The 21,562-nt window shown below is 76.1% G+C and carries 19 protein-coding genes; 14 read left to right on the top strand and 5 right to left on the bottom strand.

Annotated elements, in window-relative coordinates; translation table 11 throughout:
- Together KJP73_RS15925 and KJP73_RS15930 are read left to right on the top strand one after the other, a co-directional pair.
- On the top strand, nucleotides 1-1,410 hold a 1,410-nt coding region (locus KJP73_RS15925; protein ID WP_213283859.1), incomplete at its 5' end, for an urea amidolyase family protein.
- Nucleotides 1,411-1,472: 62 nt separating this feature from the next.
- Nucleotides 1,473-1,820 (top strand): STAS domain-containing protein, encoded by a 348-nt coding sequence (locus KJP73_RS15930; RefSeq protein ID WP_213283860.1) that lies wholly within the window; start codon nucleotides 1,473-1,475, stop codon nucleotides 1,818-1,820.
- 31 nt (nucleotides 1,821-1,851) lie between these two features.
- Here KJP73_RS15930 and KJP73_RS15935 read toward each other — a convergent pair whose 3' ends face one another.
- The 4 genes from KJP73_RS15935 to KJP73_RS15950 all read right to left on the bottom strand — a co-directional run bounded on the left by KJP73_RS15935 (nucleotide 1,852) and on the right by KJP73_RS15950 (nucleotide 5,805).
- Nucleotides 1,852-3,237 carry a hypothetical protein gene (locus tag KJP73_RS15935; protein WP_213283861.1) on the bottom strand — a complete coding sequence of 462 codons (1,386 nt, stop codon included), beginning with the start codon at nucleotides 3,235-3,237 and terminating at the stop codon, nucleotides 1,852-1,854.
- Complete coding sequence (locus KJP73_RS15940) at nucleotides 3,234-3,767, bottom strand: SigE family RNA polymerase sigma factor (RefSeq protein WP_213283862.1); 534 nt, start codon at nucleotides 3,765-3,767, stop codon at nucleotides 3,234-3,236. The genes KJP73_RS15935 and KJP73_RS15940 overlap by 4 nt, the downstream gene beginning before the upstream one ends.
- Before the next feature lie 128 nt (nucleotides 3,768-3,895).
- Nucleotides 3,896-5,275 carry a class I SAM-dependent methyltransferase gene (locus tag KJP73_RS15945; RefSeq protein WP_213283863.1) on the bottom strand — a complete coding sequence of 460 codons (1,380 nt, stop codon included), beginning with the start codon at nucleotides 5,273-5,275 and terminating at the stop codon, nucleotides 3,896-3,898.
- Nucleotides 5,272-5,805, bottom strand: coding sequence for a sigma-70 family RNA polymerase sigma factor (locus KJP73_RS15950; RefSeq protein WP_213283864.1), 534 nt, complete (start codon nucleotides 5,803-5,805; stop codon nucleotides 5,272-5,274). The genes KJP73_RS15945 and KJP73_RS15950 overlap by 4 nt, the downstream gene beginning before the upstream one ends.
- Nucleotides 5,806-6,018: 213 nt before the next feature.
- Between KJP73_RS15950 and KJP73_RS15955 the strand changes: the two genes are divergently transcribed.
- The 10 genes from KJP73_RS15955 (at nucleotide 6,019) to KJP73_RS16000 (ending at nucleotide 18,562) form a co-directional block, all read left to right on the top strand.
- Nucleotides 6,019-6,951, top strand: a complete 933-nt coding sequence (locus tag KJP73_RS15955; protein ID WP_213283865.1) for a sensor domain-containing diguanylate cyclase — start codon at nucleotides 6,019-6,021, stop codon at nucleotides 6,949-6,951.
- A 147-nt stretch (nucleotides 6,952-7,098) separates the two neighbouring features.
- Complete coding sequence (locus KJP73_RS15960) at nucleotides 7,099-9,393, top strand: sodium-translocating pyrophosphatase (RefSeq protein ID WP_213283866.1); 2,295 nt, start codon at nucleotides 7,099-7,101, stop codon at nucleotides 9,391-9,393.
- A gap of 65 nt (nucleotides 9,394-9,458) precedes the next feature.
- Nucleotides 9,459-9,893, top strand: a complete 435-nt coding sequence (locus KJP73_RS15965; RefSeq protein WP_213283867.1) for a hypothetical protein — start codon at nucleotides 9,459-9,461, stop codon at nucleotides 9,891-9,893.
- Between the two features lie 3 nt (nucleotides 9,894-9,896).
- Complete coding sequence (locus tag KJP73_RS15970; protein WP_213283868.1) at nucleotides 9,897-10,553, top strand: histidine phosphatase family protein; 657 nt, start codon at nucleotides 9,897-9,899, stop codon at nucleotides 10,551-10,553.
- A gap of 113 nt (nucleotides 10,554-10,666) precedes the next feature.
- Nucleotides 10,667-12,190, top strand: a complete 1,524-nt coding sequence (locus KJP73_RS15975) for a DUF7059 domain-containing protein (RefSeq protein WP_249669457.1) — start codon at nucleotides 10,667-10,669, stop codon at nucleotides 12,188-12,190.
- 132 nt (nucleotides 12,191-12,322) lie between these two features.
- Nucleotides 12,323-13,600, top strand: coding sequence for an efflux RND transporter periplasmic adaptor subunit (locus tag KJP73_RS15980; protein WP_249669456.1), 1,278 nt, complete (start codon nucleotides 12,323-12,325; stop codon nucleotides 13,598-13,600).
- The gene (locus tag KJP73_RS15985) at nucleotides 13,593-14,327 is read left to right on the top strand and encodes an ABC transporter ATP-binding protein (RefSeq protein WP_213283869.1); all 735 of its coding nucleotides are present in this window, start codon (nucleotides 13,593-13,595) and stop codon (nucleotides 14,325-14,327) included. Before KJP73_RS15980 ends, KJP73_RS15985 begins: the two co-directional genes overlap by 8 nt.
- Nucleotides 14,324-15,553 carry an ABC transporter permease gene (locus tag KJP73_RS15990; RefSeq protein WP_213283870.1) on the top strand — a complete coding sequence of 410 codons (1,230 nt, stop codon included), beginning with the start codon at nucleotides 14,324-14,326 and terminating at the stop codon, nucleotides 15,551-15,553. Before KJP73_RS15985 ends, KJP73_RS15990 begins: the two co-directional genes overlap by 4 nt.
- A gap of 59 nt (nucleotides 15,554-15,612) precedes the next feature.
- The gene (locus KJP73_RS15995) at nucleotides 15,613-16,497 is read left to right on the top strand and encodes a hypothetical protein (protein ID WP_213283871.1); all 885 of its coding nucleotides are present in this window, start codon (nucleotides 15,613-15,615) and stop codon (nucleotides 16,495-16,497) included.
- Nucleotides 16,490-18,562 carry an HlyD family efflux transporter periplasmic adaptor subunit gene (locus KJP73_RS16000; protein ID WP_213283872.1) on the top strand — a complete coding sequence of 691 codons (2,073 nt, stop codon included), beginning with the start codon at nucleotides 16,490-16,492 and terminating at the stop codon, nucleotides 18,560-18,562. The genes KJP73_RS15995 and KJP73_RS16000 overlap by 8 nt, the downstream gene beginning before the upstream one ends.
- 91 nt (nucleotides 18,563-18,653) lie before the next feature.
- On the opposite strand, the gene KJP73_RS16005 is transcribed toward KJP73_RS16000, so the two are convergent.
- Entirely contained in the window at nucleotides 18,654-19,295 is a 642-nt protein-coding gene (locus tag KJP73_RS16005; protein ID WP_213283873.1) for a hypothetical protein, read from the bottom strand.
- Between the two features lie 375 nt (nucleotides 19,296-19,670).
- Between KJP73_RS16005 and proC the strand changes: the two genes are divergently transcribed.
- Both proC and KJP73_RS16015 read left to right on the top strand, forming a co-directional pair.
- Nucleotides 19,671-20,537 (top strand): pyrroline-5-carboxylate reductase, encoded by an 867-nt coding sequence (gene proC, locus KJP73_RS16010; RefSeq protein ID WP_213283874.1) that lies wholly within the window; start codon nucleotides 19,671-19,673, stop codon nucleotides 20,535-20,537.
- 43 nt (nucleotides 20,538-20,580) lie between these two features.
- A partial coding sequence (locus tag KJP73_RS16015) for a LacI family DNA-binding transcriptional regulator (protein WP_213283875.1) occupies nucleotides 20,581-21,562 on the top strand: 982 nt, incomplete at its 3' end.

The following is a 21,562-nucleotide window of genomic DNA, read 5'->3' on the forward strand; positions in this document are numbered from 1 at the left end:
GCCCACACCCCGGACCCCCCCGACCCCGCGACCGTGGTCCTGCCGGTCCGGTACGACGGCGCGGACCTGGCCGAGGTCGCCCGGACCACCGGCCTGGACGAGGCCGAGGTGGTCCGCCGGCACGGTGCCGCCACGTACACCGTGGCGTTCGGCGGGTTCATGCCGGGCTTCGCGTACCTGACCGGCCTCGACCCGGCCCTGCACGTGCCGCGCCGTTCGAGCCCGCGGGAGCGCGTCCCGGAGGGGTCCGTGGCGATCGCCGGCGAGTTCGCCGCGGTGTACCCGGCGGCGACGCCGGGCGGCTGGATGCTGCTGGGCACGTGCGACGTCCCGCTGTTCGACGCGCGACGCGACCCGCCGGCGCTGCTGAGGCCCGGCACGCGGGTCCGGTTCGTCGACGCGGCGACCGCCCCGGGCACCAGTACACCGTCCGCTCCCGCAGCGACGGTCGAACCGCCACCCGGCCCGAGCACGGGCACATCGGGAGACGCCGACGGGGCGCCCGGCACCCGTCCCGCCCCGGCCAGGACCCTCGAGGTGCTCGACCCGGGCGTGCTGACCCTCGTGCAGGACCGCGGCCGGCCGGGCCTGGCCGCCGTGGGCGTCGGGCGATCCGGCGCTGCGGACGCGGGCGCGGCGCGGCTCGCGAACCGGCTGGTCGGGAACACCGCGGGCGCGGCCGTCCTCGAGGTGCTGCTCGGCGGGATCGAGCTCCGGTTCCCGCAGGGCGGCGTGATCGCCCTGGCCGGTGCGGAGGCGCCCGCCTGGGTGGACGGGAGCCCCGTCGCGCAGCACGCCGCCACGGCGGTCCGGCCTGGCGGGATCCTGCGCGCCGGGCAGGCGACCCGTGGCCTGCGCCTCTACGTCGCGGTGCGCGGCGGCGTCGACGTCCCGGCGGTCCTGGGTTCCCGGTCCGCCGACCAGCTGTCCGGCATCGGCCCCGGTCCGCTGCGCGCCGGCGACGTCCTGAGGGTCGGCGCCGAGGTGCAGGAGGCCGCTCAGCCCTGGCCGGACCCGCCGCGCACCTGGCCGCAGCCTGCCGTCCTGCGGGTGCTGCCCGGTCCGCGGCCGGACTGGTTCGAGCCGGAGGCGCTCGGGGCCCTGTGCGGCTCGGACTACGCCGTGACGCCGGCGAGCAACCGGGTGGCGACGCGCCTGGAGGGCTCGTCGGTGCGCCGGGTCGACCGCGGGGAGCTGCCGTCCGAGCCGCTGGTGCCGGGTGCGGTCCAGGTCCCTCCCGACGGGCGCCCGGTGGTGTTCGGCGCCGACCACCCCGTGACGGGCGGCTACCCCGTGCTCGCCGTCCTGGACGCCCCGTCCCGCGACGTGGCCGCGCAGCTGCGGCCGGGTGACCGGGTGGTCTTCCGGCTGGTCCCGGACCCGTCGGCCGGGCCGCGCACGGACACGTGAGGAGTCCCACGCGGACGCGGGCGCCCCGGTCTGTTTGAATGCACCCAGCGGAGGGAGCCCAGGTGGACGTGAGCGTGGCCAGCAGGACGGTCGACGGCAGGACGGTCGTCGACGTCACCGGCGAGATCGATGTCTACACCGCGCCCGCGCTGCGCGAGAAGCTGACCGCCCTGGTCGACGAGGGCCACGTGGACCTCGTGGTGAACCTCACCGAGGTGCGGTTCATGGACTCCACCGGCCTGGGCCTCCTGGTCGGCGTCCTGAAGCGGGTGCGTGGGCTCGACGGGCGGCTGCAGCTGGTCATCGACTCGGAGCGGCTGCTCAAGGTCTTCCGGATCACCGCGCTGACGCAGGTGTTCACCATCCGGGAGACCGTCGACGAGGCGCTCACGGACCAGCCCGCGGGCTGACCGCGCCGCATCCTCGCCCCGGGATGCCGCCTCACTCGACCACCAGCTGGAACGGTCGGCCGGTCACGCCCACGGTGTCGTCGTGGGCGGTGAGGTCGACGTCGCCGGCGGACTCGCGGAGCTCGGCGCCCGTGACGTGGAGGACCGGGTAGGCCGTGTACGTGCCGGGCGGGAGCGGCTCCTCGCCGCGGGCGTCGACGTCCTCGCTGCAGCTCACGAGGTCACCCCCGCCCGCCACGTCCAGCACGGCGCCCGCACCCAGGTCCACCAGCTCGTACACGTCGGCGTACTGCTCCCGGCTGCCGCCGACGACCACGCCGTCCTGCACGACCCAGAGCTCGATCCCGATCCGGAGATGCGCCCGCAGCCGACCGGGCCCCTGGTAGGTGAGCGTGGCGGGCACCGCCAGCTCCTCGCCGGACCGGGCCGACGCCGGCGGCTCGACGTCGAGGACGAGGGTCGGGCCGGCGGACGCGTACGTCACCTCGACGCCGCACTGGGGCTCGGGGACGAGCGCGGCCGAGTCGAACGCCGGCGGCGTGCCCGCGGGCAAGGGGGTCGACCGGGCGACGACGGACAGCGTCTGCGGGGCGCTGGTGACGCGGCGCCAGTCCCCGGCGTGCTGGGCTGCGACGTCCTCCAAGGACGTGGCCGCGATCTCGTCCATCACCGCGGGGTCGTCGCCCAGGGGTAGCACGGGCGTGGTGGCGACGACCTGGTACGTGCCGGCGGGCAGCGCACCACCGTCGGCGCACGACGTCAGCGGGTAGCGGCCGGCGTAGAGCGGCGAGTGGGCCGCCGCCGCCACCGTGTAGGTCGCGAGCGTCGACGGCACGTCGCCGTAGGAGTCGCCCGTGGCGACCACGACGCCGTCCCGCAGGACCAGGAGCTCCGGGCCCGCGTCGGGATGGGCTCCGTACCCGGCGCCGTTCGGCGTCCACTCAGGGGGGAGCGCGACGTCCAGCCGGGTGCTGAGAGTCAGCGGGTCACCGACGGCCACCTGGCTCGAGTCGAGCGCGAGCGCGACCGTCCAGCGGTCGTCGGACGGGTGGTCGGTGGGGGCGTCGGCGAGCGAACCGCAGGCACCGAAGGGGAGCGAGGGGTCACCCACGGGCAGGACGGTCCCGTCGGGGGTGGCCGACGGCGTCGGGGCGGGGCTCGTCGCGGAGGGCGCAGGGCTCGCCGGGGGCGCGGGGACCGGCCGGTCCACCACGGTCGCACCCGCGACCACGGCGCTCCCGAGCACGACGAGGCCGGCGACCGTCGCGACCGCCGCCCGTCGGCGCCGGTGCCGCCGCGCGCCGGACGCCACGCCGTCGGCGGACAGCCCTGTGCCGGCGCGCATGAGGTGGCTCTGCTCGGCGGCGGTGCGCCGGGCGAGGGCGTCGAGGGCGGAGTGCAGGTCGTGGTCGTTCATCGCCGGTCCTCCGTCGCGGTGCGGACCTCGACGGTCTCCGCCGGGTCGTGGGTCCCCATGAGCAGCCCGAGGCGTCGGGTGCCGTCCGACAGGTAGCGCTTCACGGCGCCCTCGGAGAGCCCGAGGCGGTCCGCGATCGCTGCGACAGGGAGGTCGTCGTAGAACCGCAGCACGACACACGCCCGCTCCCGCGGCGCGAGCTGACGGAGGGCGACGGCCAGGTCGGCGGACGTCTCCGTGCTGGCCTGGGTCCCGGGCGCGGTCTCGGGCGTCACGAGCAGGTGCGCCCGGTCCCGCCAGAGCCGGTGCCGCCGGTAGCCGTCGAGGTACGTCGTGAGCACGGCGCGCCGGACGTACGCCTCCAGCGACTGGATGTCCGTCCCCGCCCGCCGGCGCGACCACGCCTTGGCGAGCGCGTCCTGGACGAGGTCCTGCGCGCTCTCGTGGTCACCGGTGAGCAGCCGGGCGTACCCGACGAGCGCCGGGCCGCGTTCGGTGACGAACGTCGTCACCTCGTCCTGCCATGCCACGCGCGTCCCTCTCGTCGTCGGCCGCCGGGAGCCGGCCGGCCGGGCGATCCTGTCGTGGGATGAGACGCAGAGGTGCCGCGGAACGTTGGGGCGTCACCCGGTCGGCTCAACGGGCGACGCCCCGGACGTCACGGCACGACCAGCGTCGCCGGCTCGCTCACCACCACGCCGGGCGTGAAGCCGCCGTCGGCATCCGCCTCCCGCTCCTCGGGCCACACGTGGACCAGCAGGATGACGTCGTACGACCCGGTCGGCAGCGGCAGGTTCCGCAGCGGGTCCGCGCAGTCGTGCAGGGCGGTCACCGACGGGGTCAGGGTGACGGACGTGTCGGTCGCGAGCAGGAGGCGGCCGTCGCCCTCCCAGGAGAGCTCGCTGACGCCCACGACCCGGCCGTCCCGGACCGCCGCGACCCAGGGCTGTGCGATGAAGAACCCGAGCCGTCCGGCGCTCGTGGATCTCAGCGGCGCCTCCATCTCGACGAGGTCGGCGGGCGTCAGCCGTGCGCCCGCCTGCGCCCACCGGAGCACCAGCGGGTTCGCGGGATCGGGGACGGGGGCCGGGCCGCCGCACTCGGGCGCGGCCGCCGCGGTGGGGACCGGGGTGGGCGTGCCTGTGGAACCGGGTGGCGGCACGACCCGCGTGGCGGCGCCCGTCACGGTGAACGGGGTCGCGGCACCCACGGCGCTCGCGGGTGCTCCGACGGTGGCCACCATGTCCTCGACGGTCGGCCACTCGCCGTCGGGGGTCCGCAACGCGTCCTCCGAGTCGCCGAGCTCGGCGACGTCGGCCCACGGGACGAGCTGGTACTCGCCTGCGGGCAGGGGTGCACCCGCGGACACCTCGGGCTGACCGTCCGGGTCGCAGACCGCGAGCGAGAGCCAGTCGACGGTGGTGCGGACCTCCCCCTGGAAGCCCGCGCGCAGGTCCCACGTCGGGTCCCCGCCGAGCAGCCCCTCGGCGACGACGACGCCGTCGGCCACGACGGCGAGGTGCGGCCCCGATGCCGGGATCGCGGCCATCCCAGGGCCCGGGGTGCGGTCGAACCAGCCCCGGACGGCGAGGCTGCCCCCGGCAGGTGCGGTCTGCGTGGCCGGCTCCGCGTAGGGCACGACGGTCGGTGACGAGGGGTGCGCCGCCGCGGCGGTCACGAGCGACCCGCAGGCACCGAACGGCAGCGACGGGTCCCCGGTGGGCAGCACGACCGGAGGCGGCCCTGTCGGCGTCGGCGTCGGCACGGGTTCCGGTGTCGCGCTCGGCGCCGTCGTCGTGGGCGTCGGAGCGGGTCCCGCGGGCTGCGGCTCCGGCGGGCCGGTGAGCGTGGAGCCGGCGAGCGCGCCCCCCACCACCAGCGCCAGCCCGACGGTGGTCGCGGCGGCGCCGCGGACCGCACGGCGCCGGCGCACGCGGCGGACGGTGGTGGTGAGCAGGCCGTCGTCGTCCCGGGCGCGGTGCTGGGCGGCGGCTCCGCGCGCGAGGTCCTGCAGCGCGGCGTCGAGGTCGCGGTTCATCGCAGACCGCCCTTCGTGGTCGGGATGTCCTCGGTCAGGAGGCCCTGCTGCGCGCCGATGCGCGGGGCCAGCGCCCGGTGGGCGTCGTGCAGGTACCGCTTCACCGCGCCCTCGCTGAGGTCCAGGTGCGCGGCGATCTCGCGGACCGGCATGTCCTCGTAGAACCGCAGGACGACGCAGGCGCGCTGGCGGGGCGTCAGGTGCGCGAGGGCGGCGAGCACGGCGGCGCGGTCGTCCACCCCGGTGACGGCGTCGCCCGACCGCTCGTCCGACGCGACGAGGTGGGCGACGTCCCGCCACCGCTTCGCGCGCCGGCGCCCGTCGACGAACGCGTGCAGGATGCAGCGCCGGACGTACGCCTCCAGCCACTCCACGTCGGCGCCGGTGCGGCGGCGCGTCCAGGTCCGCACCAGCCCCTCCTGCGCGAGGTCCTCGGCGGCCTGCAGGTCACCCGTCAGCAGGTAGGCGTAGCCGACGAGGGCGTCACCCCGTTCCCGCACGAAGCTCTCGAGCCCCCGTTCCCAGGCCACGTGGCCCCCTTCGTCACCGTCTCTTGTCGCCCCCTCAGACGCCTCGCGGGAGCGGAACGTTGGGGACGTCACCCGGACGGAGCAACGCCGCCGCCGCGCCGTCACCCCGCGCGTCGACGGCCCGGTGAACGCACGGTGAAACGCAGCGCGACCCGTCACCCGCCCGGGCGGTCCCGGTCCCGGCGGCCTCCCGGCGTCCCGGACGATACGGGCGTGCCGAACGACGTCGACCTGCTGGTCCGCACCTCCCGCGCCGTGGGTGGCGTGCACCGCACGGTCGGGGAGATCGCCGTGCCGGTCGCGGTGGTCGACGCGGACGTGCCGATGAGCGAGGTGGAGGTGCTGTTCCGGTCCCCGCACCTGCCGTGCCTGGCGGTGCAGGACGCGCAGGACGGCCGGGTGGGGATGGTCTCCCGCACGCGGTTCACCGACGCGCAGACCGGCCGCCTGGGGTACGGGCGGGCGGTGCTGGCCCGCCGGCCGGTCCGGGAGGTCGCGGACTGGTCGCCGCTCGTCGTGGAGGAGTCGACCGGCGTCGTGGAGTCCGCGACCCGGGCGATGGAGCGGTCGGGGGAGACGCGGTACGACGACGTCCTCGTGCGGTCCGGCACGTGGGGCGCGGTGGCGACGTCGGACCTGGTGCGGGCGCTGGTGGCGGCGCTGTCCGACCGCAGCCTGCACGACCCGTTGACGGGCCTGCCGGGGCGGGAGCTCGTGCGGCACACCGCGCGGGAGTGGTCGCGGCTGGCGGCCGGGAGCGGGCGCCGGCTGCTGCTCGTGCAGGCCGACGTCGCGGGGTTCGGCCGGGTGAACGCGCGGTTCGGCCCGGCGTCGGCGGACGAGCTGCTGCGGGTGCTGGCGGCGCGCCTGGTGGCGGGGGCGCCGGAGGGCAGCCTGGTCGGCCGGACGGGCAGCGACGAGTTCATGGTGCTGGTGCTGCTGCGGGCGGTGGCGCCCGAGCACGCCGGCGACCAGGTGGCGCAGGTGCTGGCCGCCGTGGAGCAGGCGCTCGCACCCCGCGGGGCCGACGAGCCGGGCGTCCGGGTCAGCGCGGCGGTGTCCGCGGCGGGATCGTCGGACGTCGACGCGCTGGTCCAGGAGGCGCAGCGCGGGATGCTGCGGCGCAAGGCCGCGCCGACCCCGTAGCGCGGCCGGGAGGAAGGCGCGGGGCGCGTCGCCGTCCGCCCCCCGGTCGCCCGGTTCTCTGACTACAGTGGCGTCCCTCACACGGCAACGGGGCCGGGTGTGTCGAGGGCGGCCGGGCAGGGCCGCGCTCGTTCCCGAGGAGGATGCATGGTCGAACTCGGAACGGCGAGCCTCGTGGTCGTCGCCGTCATCGCCGCCGTGGCGGTCGCCGCCCTGGTCGTGGCCGTGGTGCTGCGACGGCAGGTCCTCGCCACCGACGAGGGCTCCGCGTCGATGCGGGCCATCGCGACGGCGATCCAGGAGGGCGCGTCGGCGTACCTGTCGCGGCAGTTCCGGACGCTGGTGCTGTTCGCGGTCGTGGTGTTCGCCCTGCTGTTCCTGCTGCCGGGCGACGCGGGCGTGAAGGTGGGCCGCTCGGTGTTCTTCCTGGTGGGCGCCGGGTTCTCCGCGTCCATCGGCTACCTGGGCATGTGGCTGGCGACGCGGGCGAACGTGCGGGTGGCCGCGGCGGCGTCCCTGCCGGGCGGCCGGGCGGAGGGCGCGCGGATCGCGTTGCGCACCGGCGGGGTCGTCGGGATGTCGGTGGTCGGCCTCGGGCTGCTCGGCGCCGCGGTCGTGGTGCTGCTGTACCGGGGCGAGGCGCCGGCGGTGCTCGAGGGCTTCGGGTTCGGGGCGGCGCTGCTCGCGATGTTCATGCGGGTCGGCGGCGGCATCTTCACCAAGGCGGCGGACGTCGGGGCGGACCTGGTCGGCAAGGTCGAGCAGGGCATCCCGGAGGACGACCCGCGCAACGCCGCGACGATCGCGGACAACGTGGGGGACAACGTCGGCGACTGCGCGGGCATGGCGGCCGACCTGTTCGAGTCGTACGCGGTGACCCTGGTCGCGGCGCTGATCCTCGGCCGGGCGGCGTTCGGCGAGCAGGGGCTGGTGTTCCCGCTGATCGTGACGGCGATCGGCGCGGTGGTCGCCGCGCTCGGCGTGCTGGTGACGCGGGTGCGGGGGGACGAGAGCGGGCTGACGGCGATCAACCGCGGCTTCGCGATCGCCGCGGTGGCCGGTGCGGTGCTCGCGGGGGCGGCGGCGTTCGCGTACCTGCCGTCGTCGTTCGCGTCGCTCGCCGGGACGGCCGGGCTGCAGGACCACGCGGGCGACCCGCGCCTGGTCGCGGCGGCCGCCGTGGCGGTCGGGGTCGTGCTCGCGGGGCTGATCCTCTGGGTCACGGGCTACTTCACGGGCACGACGTCCAAGCCGACGATCCACGTCGCGCGCACCTCCCAGACGGGTGCGGCCACCGTGGTGCTGTCGGGCATCGGCGTGGGCTTCGAGTCCGCGGTGTACACGGCCGGGATCATCGCGGCCGCGATCTGCGGGGTGTTCCTGCTGGCCGGCGGCTCGATCGCGCTGTCGCTGTTCCTCGTCGCGCTGGCCGGTTGCGGGCTGCTGACGACGGTGGGCGTCATCGTCGCGATGGACACGTTCGGCCCGGTCAGCGACAACGCCCAGGGCATCGCGGAGATGTCCGGCGACGTCACGGAGGAGGGCGCGCAGATCCTCACCGACCTGGACGCCGTCGGGAACACCACGAAGGCCGTCACCAAGGGCATCGCCATCGCGACGGCGGTGCTCGCGGCGACGGCGCTGTTCGGCTCGTACGCCGACGCGGTGGCCGGGGCGATCGCCGACCTGCGCGTGACCGAGGTCCCGGGCGACATCGTGCTCGCGATGACCGACTACCAGGTGATCAGCCCCGTGACGCTCGTCGGGATCATCCTCGGCGGCGCGACGGTGTTCCTGTTCTCTGGGCTGGCCATCGACGCGGTCACCCGCGCGGCCGGCGCGATCGTGTTCGAGGTGCGCCGCCAGTTCCGCGAGCACCCGGGGATCATGACCGGCGCCGAGCGGCCCGAGTACGGCAAGGTCGTCGACATCTGCACCCGGGACTCCCTGCGGGAGCTCGCGACACCCGGCCTGCTGGCGGCGGCCGCACCGGTCGCGGTCGGGTTCGGCCTGGGCATCGGCCCGCTCGCGGGGTTCCTCGCGGGCGCGATCGGCGCGGGCGTGCTCATGGCGGTGTTCCTCGCGAACTCCGGCGGCGCGTGGGACAACGCGAAGAAGCTGGTCGAGGACGGCCGCTACGGCGGCAAGGGCTCCGCGGCGCACGCGGCCGTCGTCATCGGCGACACCGTCGGCGACCCGTTCAAGGACACGGCGGGTCCGGCGATCAACCCGCTGATCAAGGTGATGAACCTGGTCGCGCTGCTGATCGCGCCCGCCGTGGTCACGGTGAGCATCGGCGACGACGCGAACCAGGTGCTGAGGCTGACGATCGCGGTCGCCGCCGCGCTCATCGCCTTCGGGGCGGTGGTCCTCTCCCGCCTCCGGGCGGCGCGGGTGGACGAGGAGGCGCGGCTCGAGCGTGAGGTGGGCGTCCGGGCGTGACCGGCGCGCCCGGGCGGTCGCGGCCCGCCTCGACGCCCGGGCGCGCGTCCGGCAGGCTGGAGGGCATGGCCCCCTCGCTCCCGCGCCCCGCCGTCCGCCGCGTCCTGGCGGGCGTCGCGCTCGCCGCCCTCGTCGTGCCGCTCGCCGCCTGCTCCGGCGAGGACCAGGTGCAGACGTTCTGCGACCAGGGCGAGGAGGCGATGGCCGAGGTCGACGCCGCCGGCTCCCTCGGCAACGACCCCGAGGCGTTCGCGCAGGCGATCTCGGACGCGCGCGACGGCTTCGAGTCGGTCGAGGCCCCCGAGGAGATCGCCGGGGACTGGGAGACGTTCACCCAGACGTTCGGCGACCTCGACGACGCGCTGGACGAGATCGACCCCACCGACCAGGAGGCGTTCACCGCGGCGCTGTCCGAGTTCGCCGAGCGGGCGAGCTCCGACGAGCTGTCGACCGCCGGGGACAACCTCAGCACGTACATCACCGAGAACTGCGACGCCTGACCCGTGCGCCTGCACCTGATCCGGCACGGCCAGACCGGCTCGAACGTCCTCGCGGCCCTCGACACCGCGGCGCCCGGCGCACCCCTGACCGAGCAGGGCGTCCGCCAGGCGCGGGCCGTCGGCGCGGTGCTCGCCCAGGAGCCGCTCGACGCCGTCTACGCCTCGACGCTCGACCGGGCGCGGGCGACGGCCGCCGAGGTGGCCCGCCCGCACGGGCTGGACGTGCAGGTCCGCGAGGGCCTGCGCGAGATCGTCGCCGGCGACCTCGAGATGCGCACCGACCGCGGGTCCGTGGAGCAGTACCTCGGCACGATGGTGGCCTGGGCCACCGGGGACCTCGACGCGCGGGTGCCCGGCGGCGAGTCCGGCCGGGCCACCCTGGAGCGGTTCGACGCCGTCGTGGCGGAGATCCTCTCCTCCGGGGCGCGGACGGTCGCCGCGGTCAGCCACGGGGCCATGATCCGGCTGTGGGCGATCACCCGGGCCGCGAACCTGGACCCGCGCACCGCCGGCGACCGCTGGCTCGACAACACCGGCGTCGTGACGCTCGAGCACGACGGCCGCGGGACGTGGTCCGCCGTCCGCTGGCAGGACGAGGCGGTCCCGCACACCTCGCCCGCCGTCGGCGACGGCCCCGGCGGGGAGCCGCTGCCCGTCTGAGCGCGCCCGCCCGGATCGGGGAGGATGGCCGGGTGGAGACCACGCACCCGCTGACCGCCGGAGAACCGGCCGCCGGAGAACCGGCCGCCGGTCCGCCGACCGCCGACCCCGCCCTGGTCGAGGACCTGCGCGCCGACCTGGCCGCCGCGGGCTTCACGGTCCCCGGCGTCGAGGACCTGCTCGGGCCGGTGGCCGCCGCCGCGCTGCACCGCGAGGAGGCGGTGCCCGCGCTGCTCGCCACCGCCGCGGCCGGCCGCGACCCCCGGGCGGCGCTCGTCCGCGCGTTCGTGCTCGGCGTCCCCGTGCCGGCCGGGGACCTCGCCGCCGCGCTGCCGACGCTCGGGGTCGCCGGCGCGGAGCGCCTGGGCCTCGTGGAGACCTCGGGCGCGGGCGCCGGCGACCAGGTCCGCGCGCGGGTGGACCTGCGGCCGTACGAGGCCGAGGACGGCGCCGGCACCGTGGACTGGTGGATCGCGTCCGACCTCGGCGAGCTCGCCACCGGCGGCCCGCTGCGCACCGACCACGTGCTCGGGGTCGGCGGTGCCTCCACGACCCTCGCGCAGGTGACCGTGCGGGAGCCGCGCGGCCGGACGCTCGACCTGGGCACGGGCTGCGGCATCCAGGCGCTGCACGCCTCCCGGCACAGCGGGGCGGTCGTCGGCACGGACATCTCCGGGCGCGCGCTGGCGTTCGCGCGGTTCAACGCGGTCCTCGCGGGCCTGCCCGCCGGGCAGCTCGACCTGCGGCTCGGGTCGATGCTGGAGCCCGTCGCGGGGGAGCGGTTCGACCTCGTGGTGAGCAACCCGCCGTTCGTCATCACCCCGCGGTCCGCCGAGGGCGTGCCGACCTACGAGTACCGGGACGGCGGCCGCACCGGCGACGCGATCGTGCAGGACCTGATCACGTCGGTCGGCGGCGTGCTCGCGCCCGGCGGCGTCGCGCAGCTCCTGGGCAACTGGGAGGTCCGCCGCGGGGAGTCGTGGGACGAGCGGGTCGGCTCGTGGCTCGACGCGTCCGGCCTCGACGGCTGGGTGGTGCAGCGCGAGCTCCAGGACCCCGCCCAGTACGCCGAGACGTGGATCCGTGACGGTGGCACCACCCCCGAGCGGGACCCCGCCGCGTGGCAGGAGCGGTACGCGGCGTGGCTCGCGGACTTCGCGTCCCGGGACGTCGAGGCCATCGGCTTCGGCATCGTGGTGCTGCGCCGCCCGGCCAACGACCGGTCGCTCCCGCGGCTGCGGCGGCTGGAGGAGGTCACCGGGACGGTCCGGCAGCCGCTCGGCCCGGCCGTCGGAGCCGGCCTCGCGGCGCACGACCTGCTGCGGCGCACCGACGACGCCGCGCTCGCGGCCCAGCGGCTGCGCGTCGCGCCCGACGTGACCGAGGAGCGCTACCTGCGCCCCGGCGACGCCGACCCCCAGGTGCTGCTGCTGCGGCAGGGCGGCGGGTTCGGCCGGACGGTGCAGGTCGGCACGGCGCTCGCGGGGTTCGTCGGCGCGTGCGACGGGGAGCTGGCGGTCGGGCAGATCGTCAACGCCCTCGGTGCGCTGCTCGGCGTCGGGGCGGAGGCGGTGGCGGCGGACGTGCTGCCCGAGGTCCGCGGCCTGCTCCAGGACGGCCTCCTGCTGCCCGCCTGACCTCGGGGCCCGCCCCTGGCCGCCTCCACAGGCGTGGCACAGGTGCGTGCTACGGGCGGTCCAGCATGCGTCCCTACGGTCCTGACCAGCCGTGACGCCCCGCGGGGGCGGCGCGAGGCCGGGCGGACCGTCGTGAGGGAGAACATGCTGTCGCTGTGGAGGCGCACCCGCCCGTGGGTGCGGGTGGTGGCCGTCGTGCTGCTGGTCGGCGTCGCGGGCACGGGGGTGTACTGGTTCGGGTTCCGCGAGGAGCAGGCGCAGGCCGCCGTCCCCGAGGGGTCGACCACCGCGGTCGCGGCGAGCCTGTCGACGATCGAGCAGTCCGTGTCGGCGTCCGGCACCCTGACGCCGACGGTCCAGGAGGACGTGTCGTTCGCCGTGTCGGGCACCGTCACGTCGGTGGACGTCGCGGCGGGGGACACGGTCACCGCCGGGCAGCAGCTCGCGACCGTCGACACCCTGGCCCTGGACGCGGCGCTGCTGCAGGCGAAGGCCGACCTGGCGAGCGCGCAGGCCTCCCTGTCGGACGCCGAGGACGAGGCCGACGGGTCCGACGCCTCGGACGCTCAGGTCGCCGCGCTGTCGGCGCAGGTGGACGTCGCGCAGGCAGCGGTCGACGACGCCCAGGCCGACCTGGCCGGCGCGACGCTCACCGCCCCCGTCGCGGGGCTGCTGACCGAGGTGAACCTCGAGGTCGGCGACGCGGTGACGGGGTCCGGCGGGACGTCCGGGTCCGGCGGGACGTCCGCTGCCGGCGGCACGACCGGCGCGGCAGCCGGAGCGACCAGCGGCACCACGACCACCACGTCCAGCGCCCAGTTCGTCGTCGTCGGCACGGACGCCTGGCAGGTCGGCGTGACCGTCGGCGAGTCGGACGTGGCTCTGATCTCCGTCGGGGACCAGGTCGAGATCACCACCGACGACGCGACCGGGCCGGTCTACGGGACGGTCGGGGAGGTCGGGCTGCTGTCCACCAGCACGAGCGGCACCGCCGAGTACCCGGTGGTCGTGGACGTGACGGGCAGCCCCGAGGGGCTGCACGACGGCGAGTCGGCCGACGTCTCGATCATCTACGAGCGCCGCACCGACGTGCTGACCGTGCCGAGCGCCGCCGTGACCACCGTGGACGGCCAGACCGTCGTCACGCAGGAGGGCGCGGACGGCGGGACGGTCACCACGGCGGTCACCGTCGGCGAGACGTCCGGTAGCACGGTCGAGATCACCGACGGCCTGGCGGAGGGCGACGAGGTGCTGGTCACCACGTTCACGCCGCGGGCGTCCGGCACGTCGCAGGACGGCGAGGACGCGCAGGTCCCGGGCGGCACGACGGGGGAGCGACCGGACTTCTCCGGCGGCGAGATGCCGGCGTTCCCGGGCGGCGGCGCGATGCCGGGCGGCACCGATGGCTGAGCTCCTGCTCGACCCGGCGCACCCCGCCCCGGCGGCGGGCGGACCGGTCATCGAGCTCCTCGGTGCCCGCAAGACCTACCGGACCGGCAGCATCGAGTTCGAGGCCCTGCGCGGCATCGACCTGGCCATCGCCGCCGGCGAGTACGTCGCGATCATGGGGCCGTCGGGGTCCGGCAAGTCGACGCTGATGAACGTCGTCGGCTGCCTGGACGTCCTCACGCAGGGCACCTACCGCCTCGCGGGGGAGGACGTCGGCGAGCTGGACGAGGTCGAGCTCGCCGAGGTGCGCAACCGGCGTCTCGGGTTCGTGTTCCAGCAGTTCCACCTGCTCCCGTCCCTGCCGGCCTGGCGGAACGTCGAGCTGCCGCTCGTCTACGGACGCGTCCCGGCGGCCGAGCGGCGCGACCGGGCGGTCGCCGCGCTCGAGCGGGTCGGCCTCGGCGCGAAGCTGGGCAACCGGCCGGGTGAGCTGTCCGGTGGTCAGCAGCAGCGGGTCGCGGTGGCCCGGGCGCTCGTCGGGGAGCCCGCGCTGATCCTCGCGGACGAGCCGACGGGCAACCTCGACTCGACGTCCACGGAGGACGTCCTGGCGCTCCTGGACGAGCTGCACGCCCAGGGCCGCACGATCGTGCTCATCACCCACGAGCGGGAGGTCGCGGAGCACGCCCGGCGGATCGTCGTCGTGCGCGACGGCCTGCTCCAGTCGGACGAGGTGAACCCGCGATGACGTGGTCCGAGACGCTGCGCACCGGCTGGGCCGCGGTGCGCGGGCACAAGCTCCGCTCCCTGCTGACCGTGCTGGGCATCCTCATCGGCATCGCCGCGGTGATCCTCACCGTCGGGCTGGGCCTGGGGACCCAGCGGGACGTCAGCCAGCAGATCAGCGCGCTCGGCTCGAACCTGCTGATCGTCACGCCCGGGTCGTCGACCGACGCGGAGGGGGTGCGCGGCGGGTTCGGCACCGGCGCGACGCTGACGCGCTCCGACGCGGAGGCGCTCGCGTCGTCGGTCAACGCACCGGACGTCGGCGCGGTCGCACCGGAGAAGGAGATCTCCGTGGCGGTCGAGGCGAACGACACGAACTGGACGACCACGGTCGTCGGCACCACCGAGGACTGGCTGGATGTCCGGTCGCGCGCCGTGGCCTCCGGCGCGTTCCTCACGGCCGACGACGACGCGTCCGGGGCCGAGGTGGCCGTGATCGGCGCGACCACCGCCACCGAGCTGTTCGGCACGACGAACGTCGTCGGCCAGCAGGTCACGGTCGACGGCACCGCGCTCACGGTCGTCGGCGTGCTGGCCGAGGCCGGCTCCAGCACCGACACCGACCTCGACGACATGGTGGTGGTCCCGCTGACCACCGCGGGCGACCTGACGGGGGGCACGGCGCGGAACTCGCTCAGCACGATCTACGTGCATGCGGCCTCCGCGGACCAGCTGTCCGCGGCGTACCAGGAGGCGCAGCAGCTGCTGCTCAACCTGCACGACATCACCGACGCCGACGGCGCGGACTTCAGCATCGACAGCCAGGACTCCCTGGTGAGCACCGCGACGTCGGTCTACCGGACGCTCACCGTGCTGCTCACCGGCATCGCGGCGCTGTCCCTGCTGGTCGGCGGGATCGGGGTCATGAACATCATGCTGGTGTCCGTCACGGAGCGGACCCGCGAGATCGGCCTGCGCAAGGCGCTCGGCGCCCCGCCGTGGGCGATCCGCCGGCAGTTCCTGGTCGAGGCCGCCGTGCTGGGCCTGGCAGGCGGGGTGCTGGGCGCGGTGCTCGGCATCGTCGCCGCGGCGGTCCTGCCGAGCCTGCTCGACACCTCGATCGTCGTGTCCGGCGCGGCCGTCGGCGGCTCCGTGGCCGTCGCGATGGCGATCGGCATCGTCTTCGGGGTCTACCCCGCCACGCGGGCCGCGCGGCTCGCGCCCATCGACGCGCTGCGGTCGGAGTGACCCGGCCCGCCCCGCGCCCAGCGCGTCCCCGTCCGTCCAGCACCACCCGGAGGAACCTCATGCCCCGTACCCGCCCCCGCCTGCTGGCAGCCCCGGTCGCCGGGATGGCCCTGCTCCTCGCCCTGACCGCCTGCTCCGGCGACGCCGCGGCCACCGCGACGGCCACGGAGTCCGAGACCGCGCAGGCGCCCGCGCAGGCAGCCGGCGGCGGCGAGATGCCCGGTGGCGGTGGGGTCACCGGCGAGATCGCCGCGGTTGGCGACGCGCTGCTGCAGGTGCAGGGCGACGACGGGCAGACCGGCGTGACCTGGGACGCGAGCACGACGATCACCCAGACGGTCGCCGCGGCGCTGACCGACGTGACCGCGGGGGTGTGCGTGGTGGCGACGACGGCGGGTGACTCGTCCGGCACGGCGGCGGCGACGTCGGTGACCGTCACCGCCGCGACCGACGGGGAGTGCACCGGCTTCGGCGGCCGCGGGGGTGGTGCGCCGTCCGGGGGCCTGCCCGACGGGGCGCCGACGGACGTGCCGGACGGCGCGCCGACCGACGCACCCACCGGTGCGCCCGACGGCGGCACCGGCGACCGGCCCGAGGGAGGCGGGTTCGGTGCGGTTCAGGCTGGCCTCGTCACCGCCGTCGACGGCAGCACGATCACGGTCGAGCCGGCCGACGGCTCCGGCACCGCGACGATCACCGTCGACGAGGCGACCGCCTACACGACGACCGTCGTCACCGACGCCGCCGCGATCACCGTCGGACGCTGCGTCACCGCGCAGGGTGAGGCGGACGACGCCGGCCAGGTCGACGCCACCAGCCTGCTGCTGTCCGACGCCGACGAGGACGGCTGCTCGACCGGCTTCGGGCGCGGCGGCGGCATGCCGGGCGCCGACGGCTCGGACGAGGCCGGCTCCACCACGCAGAGCGGGGGCGACGATGCGTGACAGCCTGCGCCGCTCCGCGCGGCGGACCGGTACGACGGCGCCGTCGCCGAAGGCGCTCGCCCGGCGACGGACCCGGCGCCGGCGGCTGCTCGTCGGCGGCGTGTCCGGGGCGCTCGCGCTGTGCCTGGCCGGCGGTGGTGCGGCCCTCGCGAAGGGGTCCGCCCACACGGGGTACCGCACGGCCACTGCCGAGCTCGGCACCGTCGCGCAGACCGTCGCCGTCAGCGGCACCGTGGCGTCGGCCAGCCGGTACGACCGCGCGTTCTCCGTGGACGGGACCGTCGCGAGCGTGGAGGTCGAGGTCGGGGACGCCGTGACCGCGGGTCAGGTGCTCGCGACGCTCGACCCGACGTCGCTCCAGGACGCGGTGACCGAGGCCGAGCAGGCCGTCGCCGACGCGGAGCAGCGCCTCGAGGACGACATCGACTCGCAGACCAGCACGACCAGCACCACGACGACCAGCACCTCGACGTCCTCCGCCACCGCGTCGGGCACCACCGGGTCCGGCACCGCGTCGGGCCCCATCGGGTCCGGCACCGTGGCAGCGCCGTCGAGCGGCACCACGACCCCGGCGGCGTCCACCCCGGCGGCGTCCACCCCGGCGACCGGCGGGGAGACGTCGACCGGGACGCCCGACCCGGCCGTGACCGCGGCGGTGGCTGCGGTCGCCGCCGCCCAGGAGGCGCTCCTCGCGCAGTACGAGACGGCGCAGACCGCCCTCGCGACGTCGACGACGGCCACGAGCGTCGCGCAGGAGGCGTGCCAGGCGTTCCTCGACGTGGACGTCACCGAGCCGGCCGAGCCGACCACCGAGCCGACCGAGCCGGCGGACCCGGGCACGGAGCCCACGACGGAGCCGACCGAGGCCACCGACACCGCGGCCACGGCCACCTCGGCCAGCAGCGCCACCGCGGACGCCCTGACCGCCTGCCAGGACGCCCTCGTCGCCGTGCAGTCCGCGCAGACGGCGGTGGACGAGGCGCAGACCGCGCTCATGGCGGACGTGACCGACCTCGACACGGCGGTCACGTCCGCGCAGCAGGCGCTCACGGCGGCGGCGTCGAGCGGCACCGGGTCATCGGGCTCCGCCGGTGGCGGCACGGCGGGGTCGGGCTCCACGGGCACGGGAACCACGGGCACGGGGTCGGGCGCGGCGGGCGAGACGACCTCCAGCACCCCGTCGTCCGGCTCGACGCCCTCCGGCTCGACCACCTCCGGTTCGGCGACGCCCGGCTCGGCGACTGCCGGCGCATCGGCGGGCAGCGCGGACGCCGGCGGCGCGACCGTCGCGACCGCCGCGGACCTGCTCGCCGACCAGGCCGCGATCGACCAGGCCGAGGCGGAGCTGGCGCTCGCGCAGAGCAAGCTCCACCTGCTCGACGTCACCAGCCCGGTTGCCGGCACCGTCGCGGCGGTGTCCATGGCCGCGGGGGACTCGGTGACGGCGTCCTCGACCTCGGCGGTCATCACCGTCATCGGGGACGACGGGTACACGGTGTCCACCACGGTGCCCCTGAGCCAGGTCGACCTGGTCGAGGTCGGCCAGACCGCGGACGTCTCGGTCGGCACCGGCGACGAGGAGCTCACGGGCACGGTCACCGGCGTCGGCATCCTCAATGCGTCGACCACTTCGTCCGACCCGTCGTACACCGTGGACATCGCGCTCGACCCGGCAGAGGCGGCCCTGTTCGACGGGTCGTCCGCCCAGGTGTCGATCGCCGTCGCGGCGGCGGACGAGACCCTGACGGTGCCGTCCTCGGCGGTCCGCCTGGACGGGTCCACCACCACGGTCCAGGTGCTGCGGGACGGTGCCGTCGAGCAGGTCGACGTCGAGCGCGGCGCGGTCGGCGCCGAGCTCACCGAGATCGTCTCGGGGCTGTCCGAGGGCGACGAGGTGGTGCTGGCCGACCTCAGCCGGTCGATCGTGGCGGAGGACGACGAGTCCAGCTCGGGCCTGTCCGGACTCGGCAGCGCGAACGACACGTCCGAGCAGGTCGGAGGCGGCATGATGGCACCGGGCGGCGGCTTCGGCGGCCAGGTGCCCGGAGCTCCGCCCGGGAGCTGACGCTCCCCCCGGATCGACGCCCGGTCCGGTCCGCACCCCCCTGCGCGGACCGGCCCGGGCGTCTCCCGCCGACCACGGGGGCTCGGGCGCGCTAGAAGTACCGCACGGGCGAGGCACCGGAAGCACCAGGCTTCCCGCGCGCGATCAGCGCCACCCGGGAACGGTCGTCGACCCATCGGGCGACCGGCCGGCTCACGAAGCCGATGAACTCGATGATGCGGCGGTACTCCTCCAGCACGTCCCGGTCGTGCAGGGGCTCGTGGTGGGAGACGCGGTTGCGCAGCCGTCGGTGGGACTGGAGTGCCTGGTAGATCTGCTGCCGGCTGCGCCTGCTGTGCGGGAACGCGTGCCGGAGAGCGCCCTGCCACAGCGTGTTCTCGTACGCGCCTGCCGTCAGGTCGGTCCAGAACCCGAAGTCGGTCGCTGCGACGACGTCGTCGGCGGTGGGCGATCGACCGCGGCGGGCCTGCCCGCGGAGCACCTTGCCGTGGGCGTGCTCCAGCTGCTGCTTCCCCCACCCGCGCAGTACGGCGTCGACCGACGGCTCCGCCCACCAGTCCCGTCGTCCTGCGCGGGCCACCAGCAGCTCGTGCATCGCGTTGCGGGTGACGACCTCGACGATGTGCAGCGGTCCCAGCAACGCCCCCGCGAGTGCCATGTTGTAGACGTACAGGTCGATCTCGTCATGGCCGCCGCTCGGAGCCCTGCCGAGCGCGGCCGCATAGCTCCGCATCCGTCCACCGCTGAGCAGCCGATCCAGCTCTGCGCGCTGCTCGGGGTCCGTCCGGAGATCGTCCGGGTCCGTCACGTCAGCCGCTCGCTGGATCGTGTGCCGTGCCCTGACATAGGCTTCCTGACGTTCGTCGCGGTGGGTGGACCCAGCCACTCGGGTTCCTACCGCCTAACGCGAGTGGCCATGCGAGGAGCTCGACCAGCCGGTCGGGCTCCTCTCGTGCGTCCAGGACCATCAGCCTGGCCGAACAGCGTCCCGACGACGTCCGCAGCGTGCGGCGCGCCGCGACCACGTAGGTGGTGGTGCGGTGCCCCGCTACGCTCGCGCACCAGGGACGGGCCGCACCGGCCCCGCGACGGCACGAGGAGCGCACCGATGACCACGACGGCACGACCCCACGCGGCGGTCCTCGGCGGCGGGGTCATGGGCGAGGCGCTCGTCACCGCGCTGCTCGCGGCGGGCTGGACGGCGGACGACGTCGACGTCACGGAGCGCAGCGCCGCCCGCGCGATGGAGCTGTCCAGCCGGTACGGCGTGCGGGCCGCGGACCCGAACGGCAAGGCGGCGCGGGGTGCCGGGCTGGTGCTCGTCGCCGTGAAGCCGCAGGTGGTGCCGTCGGTGCTGGAGGAGATCGCCCCGAAGCTGCGGCCCGGGACCCTCGTGGTGTCGGTCGCGGCGGGCGTCCCGCTCGCCGTCTACGAGGCCGCGCTGCCGGAGGGCACGCCGGTCGTCCGGGTCATGCCGAACACGCCGGCGCTGGTCGGCAAGGGTGCGAGCGCGATCGCCGCCGGGGCGCACGCCACCGAGGAGCACCTGGCCCTGACCGAGCAGGCGCTGGCGGCGACCGGGCTGGTCGTGCGCGTGGCGGAGAAGGACCTGGACGCCGTCACGGCGATCTCCGGCTCGGGCCCGGCGTACGCGTTCTACCTGATCGACGCGATGGCGGAGGCCGGGGTCCTGCTGGGCCTGACCCGCGACCTCGCGACCAGGCTGGCGGTCGCCACCGTCGAGGGCTCCGCGGCGCTCGCGGCGCAGACCGGCGACCACCCGGTGGTCCTGCGCGAGCGCGTGTCGTCGCCCGGCGGGACGACGGTCGCCGGGGTCGCGCAGCTGGACGCGCACGGCGTCCGCGCGGGCGTGGTGGCCGCGGCGCGCGCGGCGTTCGACCGGTCGCGCGAGCTCGGTGCCGCCGCGCTGCCGGCGCCGCCGGCCGGCTCGCCCGCCCCCGGCACGGACCGGTAGGCCACCCGTGCCCGGCACGCCGACCGACCCCCGGCCGCCCGCGATGAGTGACGTCGCGGCGCTCGCCGGCGTGTCCCACCAGACGGTCTCGCGCGTGCTGAACGACCACCCGAGCGTCCGCCCGGAGACCCGCGAGCGGGTGCTGAGCGCCATCGCCGAGCTCGGCTACCGCCGCAACAGCGCCGCGCGGGCCCTCGTGACGCGCCGGTCGGGCGCGTTCGGCGTCGTGACGACGTCGTCCGCGCACCACGGCCCGACCAGCACGCTGCTGGGCCTCGAGAGCGCCGCCCGGGACGTCGGCTACTACGTGAGCGTCGCGGCGATCGACCGGTTCGACGCCGGCACGATGCGGGCCGCGCTCGACCACTTCCTCGACCAGGCCGTCGAGGGCATCGCGATCATCGCCCCGCAGGTGGACGTCGCCGAGGCGGTGGCCGCGTTCCCGGCACCGGTCCCGGTCGTCACGGTGACCTCCGGCGAGGCCGTCACCGGCCCGGGGCGCGTCGTGGCCGTCGGCGTCGACCAGCGGGAGGGCGCGCGGGCGGCGACCCGGCACCTGGTCGACCTCGGGCACCGCGAGATCGTGCATCTGGCCGGTCCGCAGGACTGGTTCGACGCCCGGGAGCGGCTGGCCGGCTGGCGGGAGGCGTGCGCCGCCGCGGGGGTCGCCGCGCCCGATCCGGTGCGGGTCGACTGGTCCGCCGAGTCGGGCTACCGCGAGGGGCTGCGCCTGGTCGCCGAGGGGCTGCCGACCGCCGTGTTCGCGGCGAACGACCAGCTCGCGCTCGGGCTGCTCCGGGCGTTCTGGGAGCAGGGCGTGCGGGTGCCGCAGGACGTGTCGGTCGTCGGGTTCGACGACGAGGCCGGCGCCGCGTACTTCGTGCCGCCGCTGACGACCGTGCGGCAGGACTTCCCCGCGCTGGGCCGCTCGGCGATCGACGCCCTGGTGCGCGCGCTGGCCGGCGAGGACGTCCCCCGCACCCTCCTCCCGGCGACCCTGGTCCCCCGCGCCAGCACCACCACCC

The organism is Cellulomonas hominis (genome assembly GCF_901521055.1).
GTDB lineage: Bacteria > Actinomycetota > Actinomycetes > Actinomycetales > Cellulomonadaceae > Cellulomonas > Cellulomonas endometrii.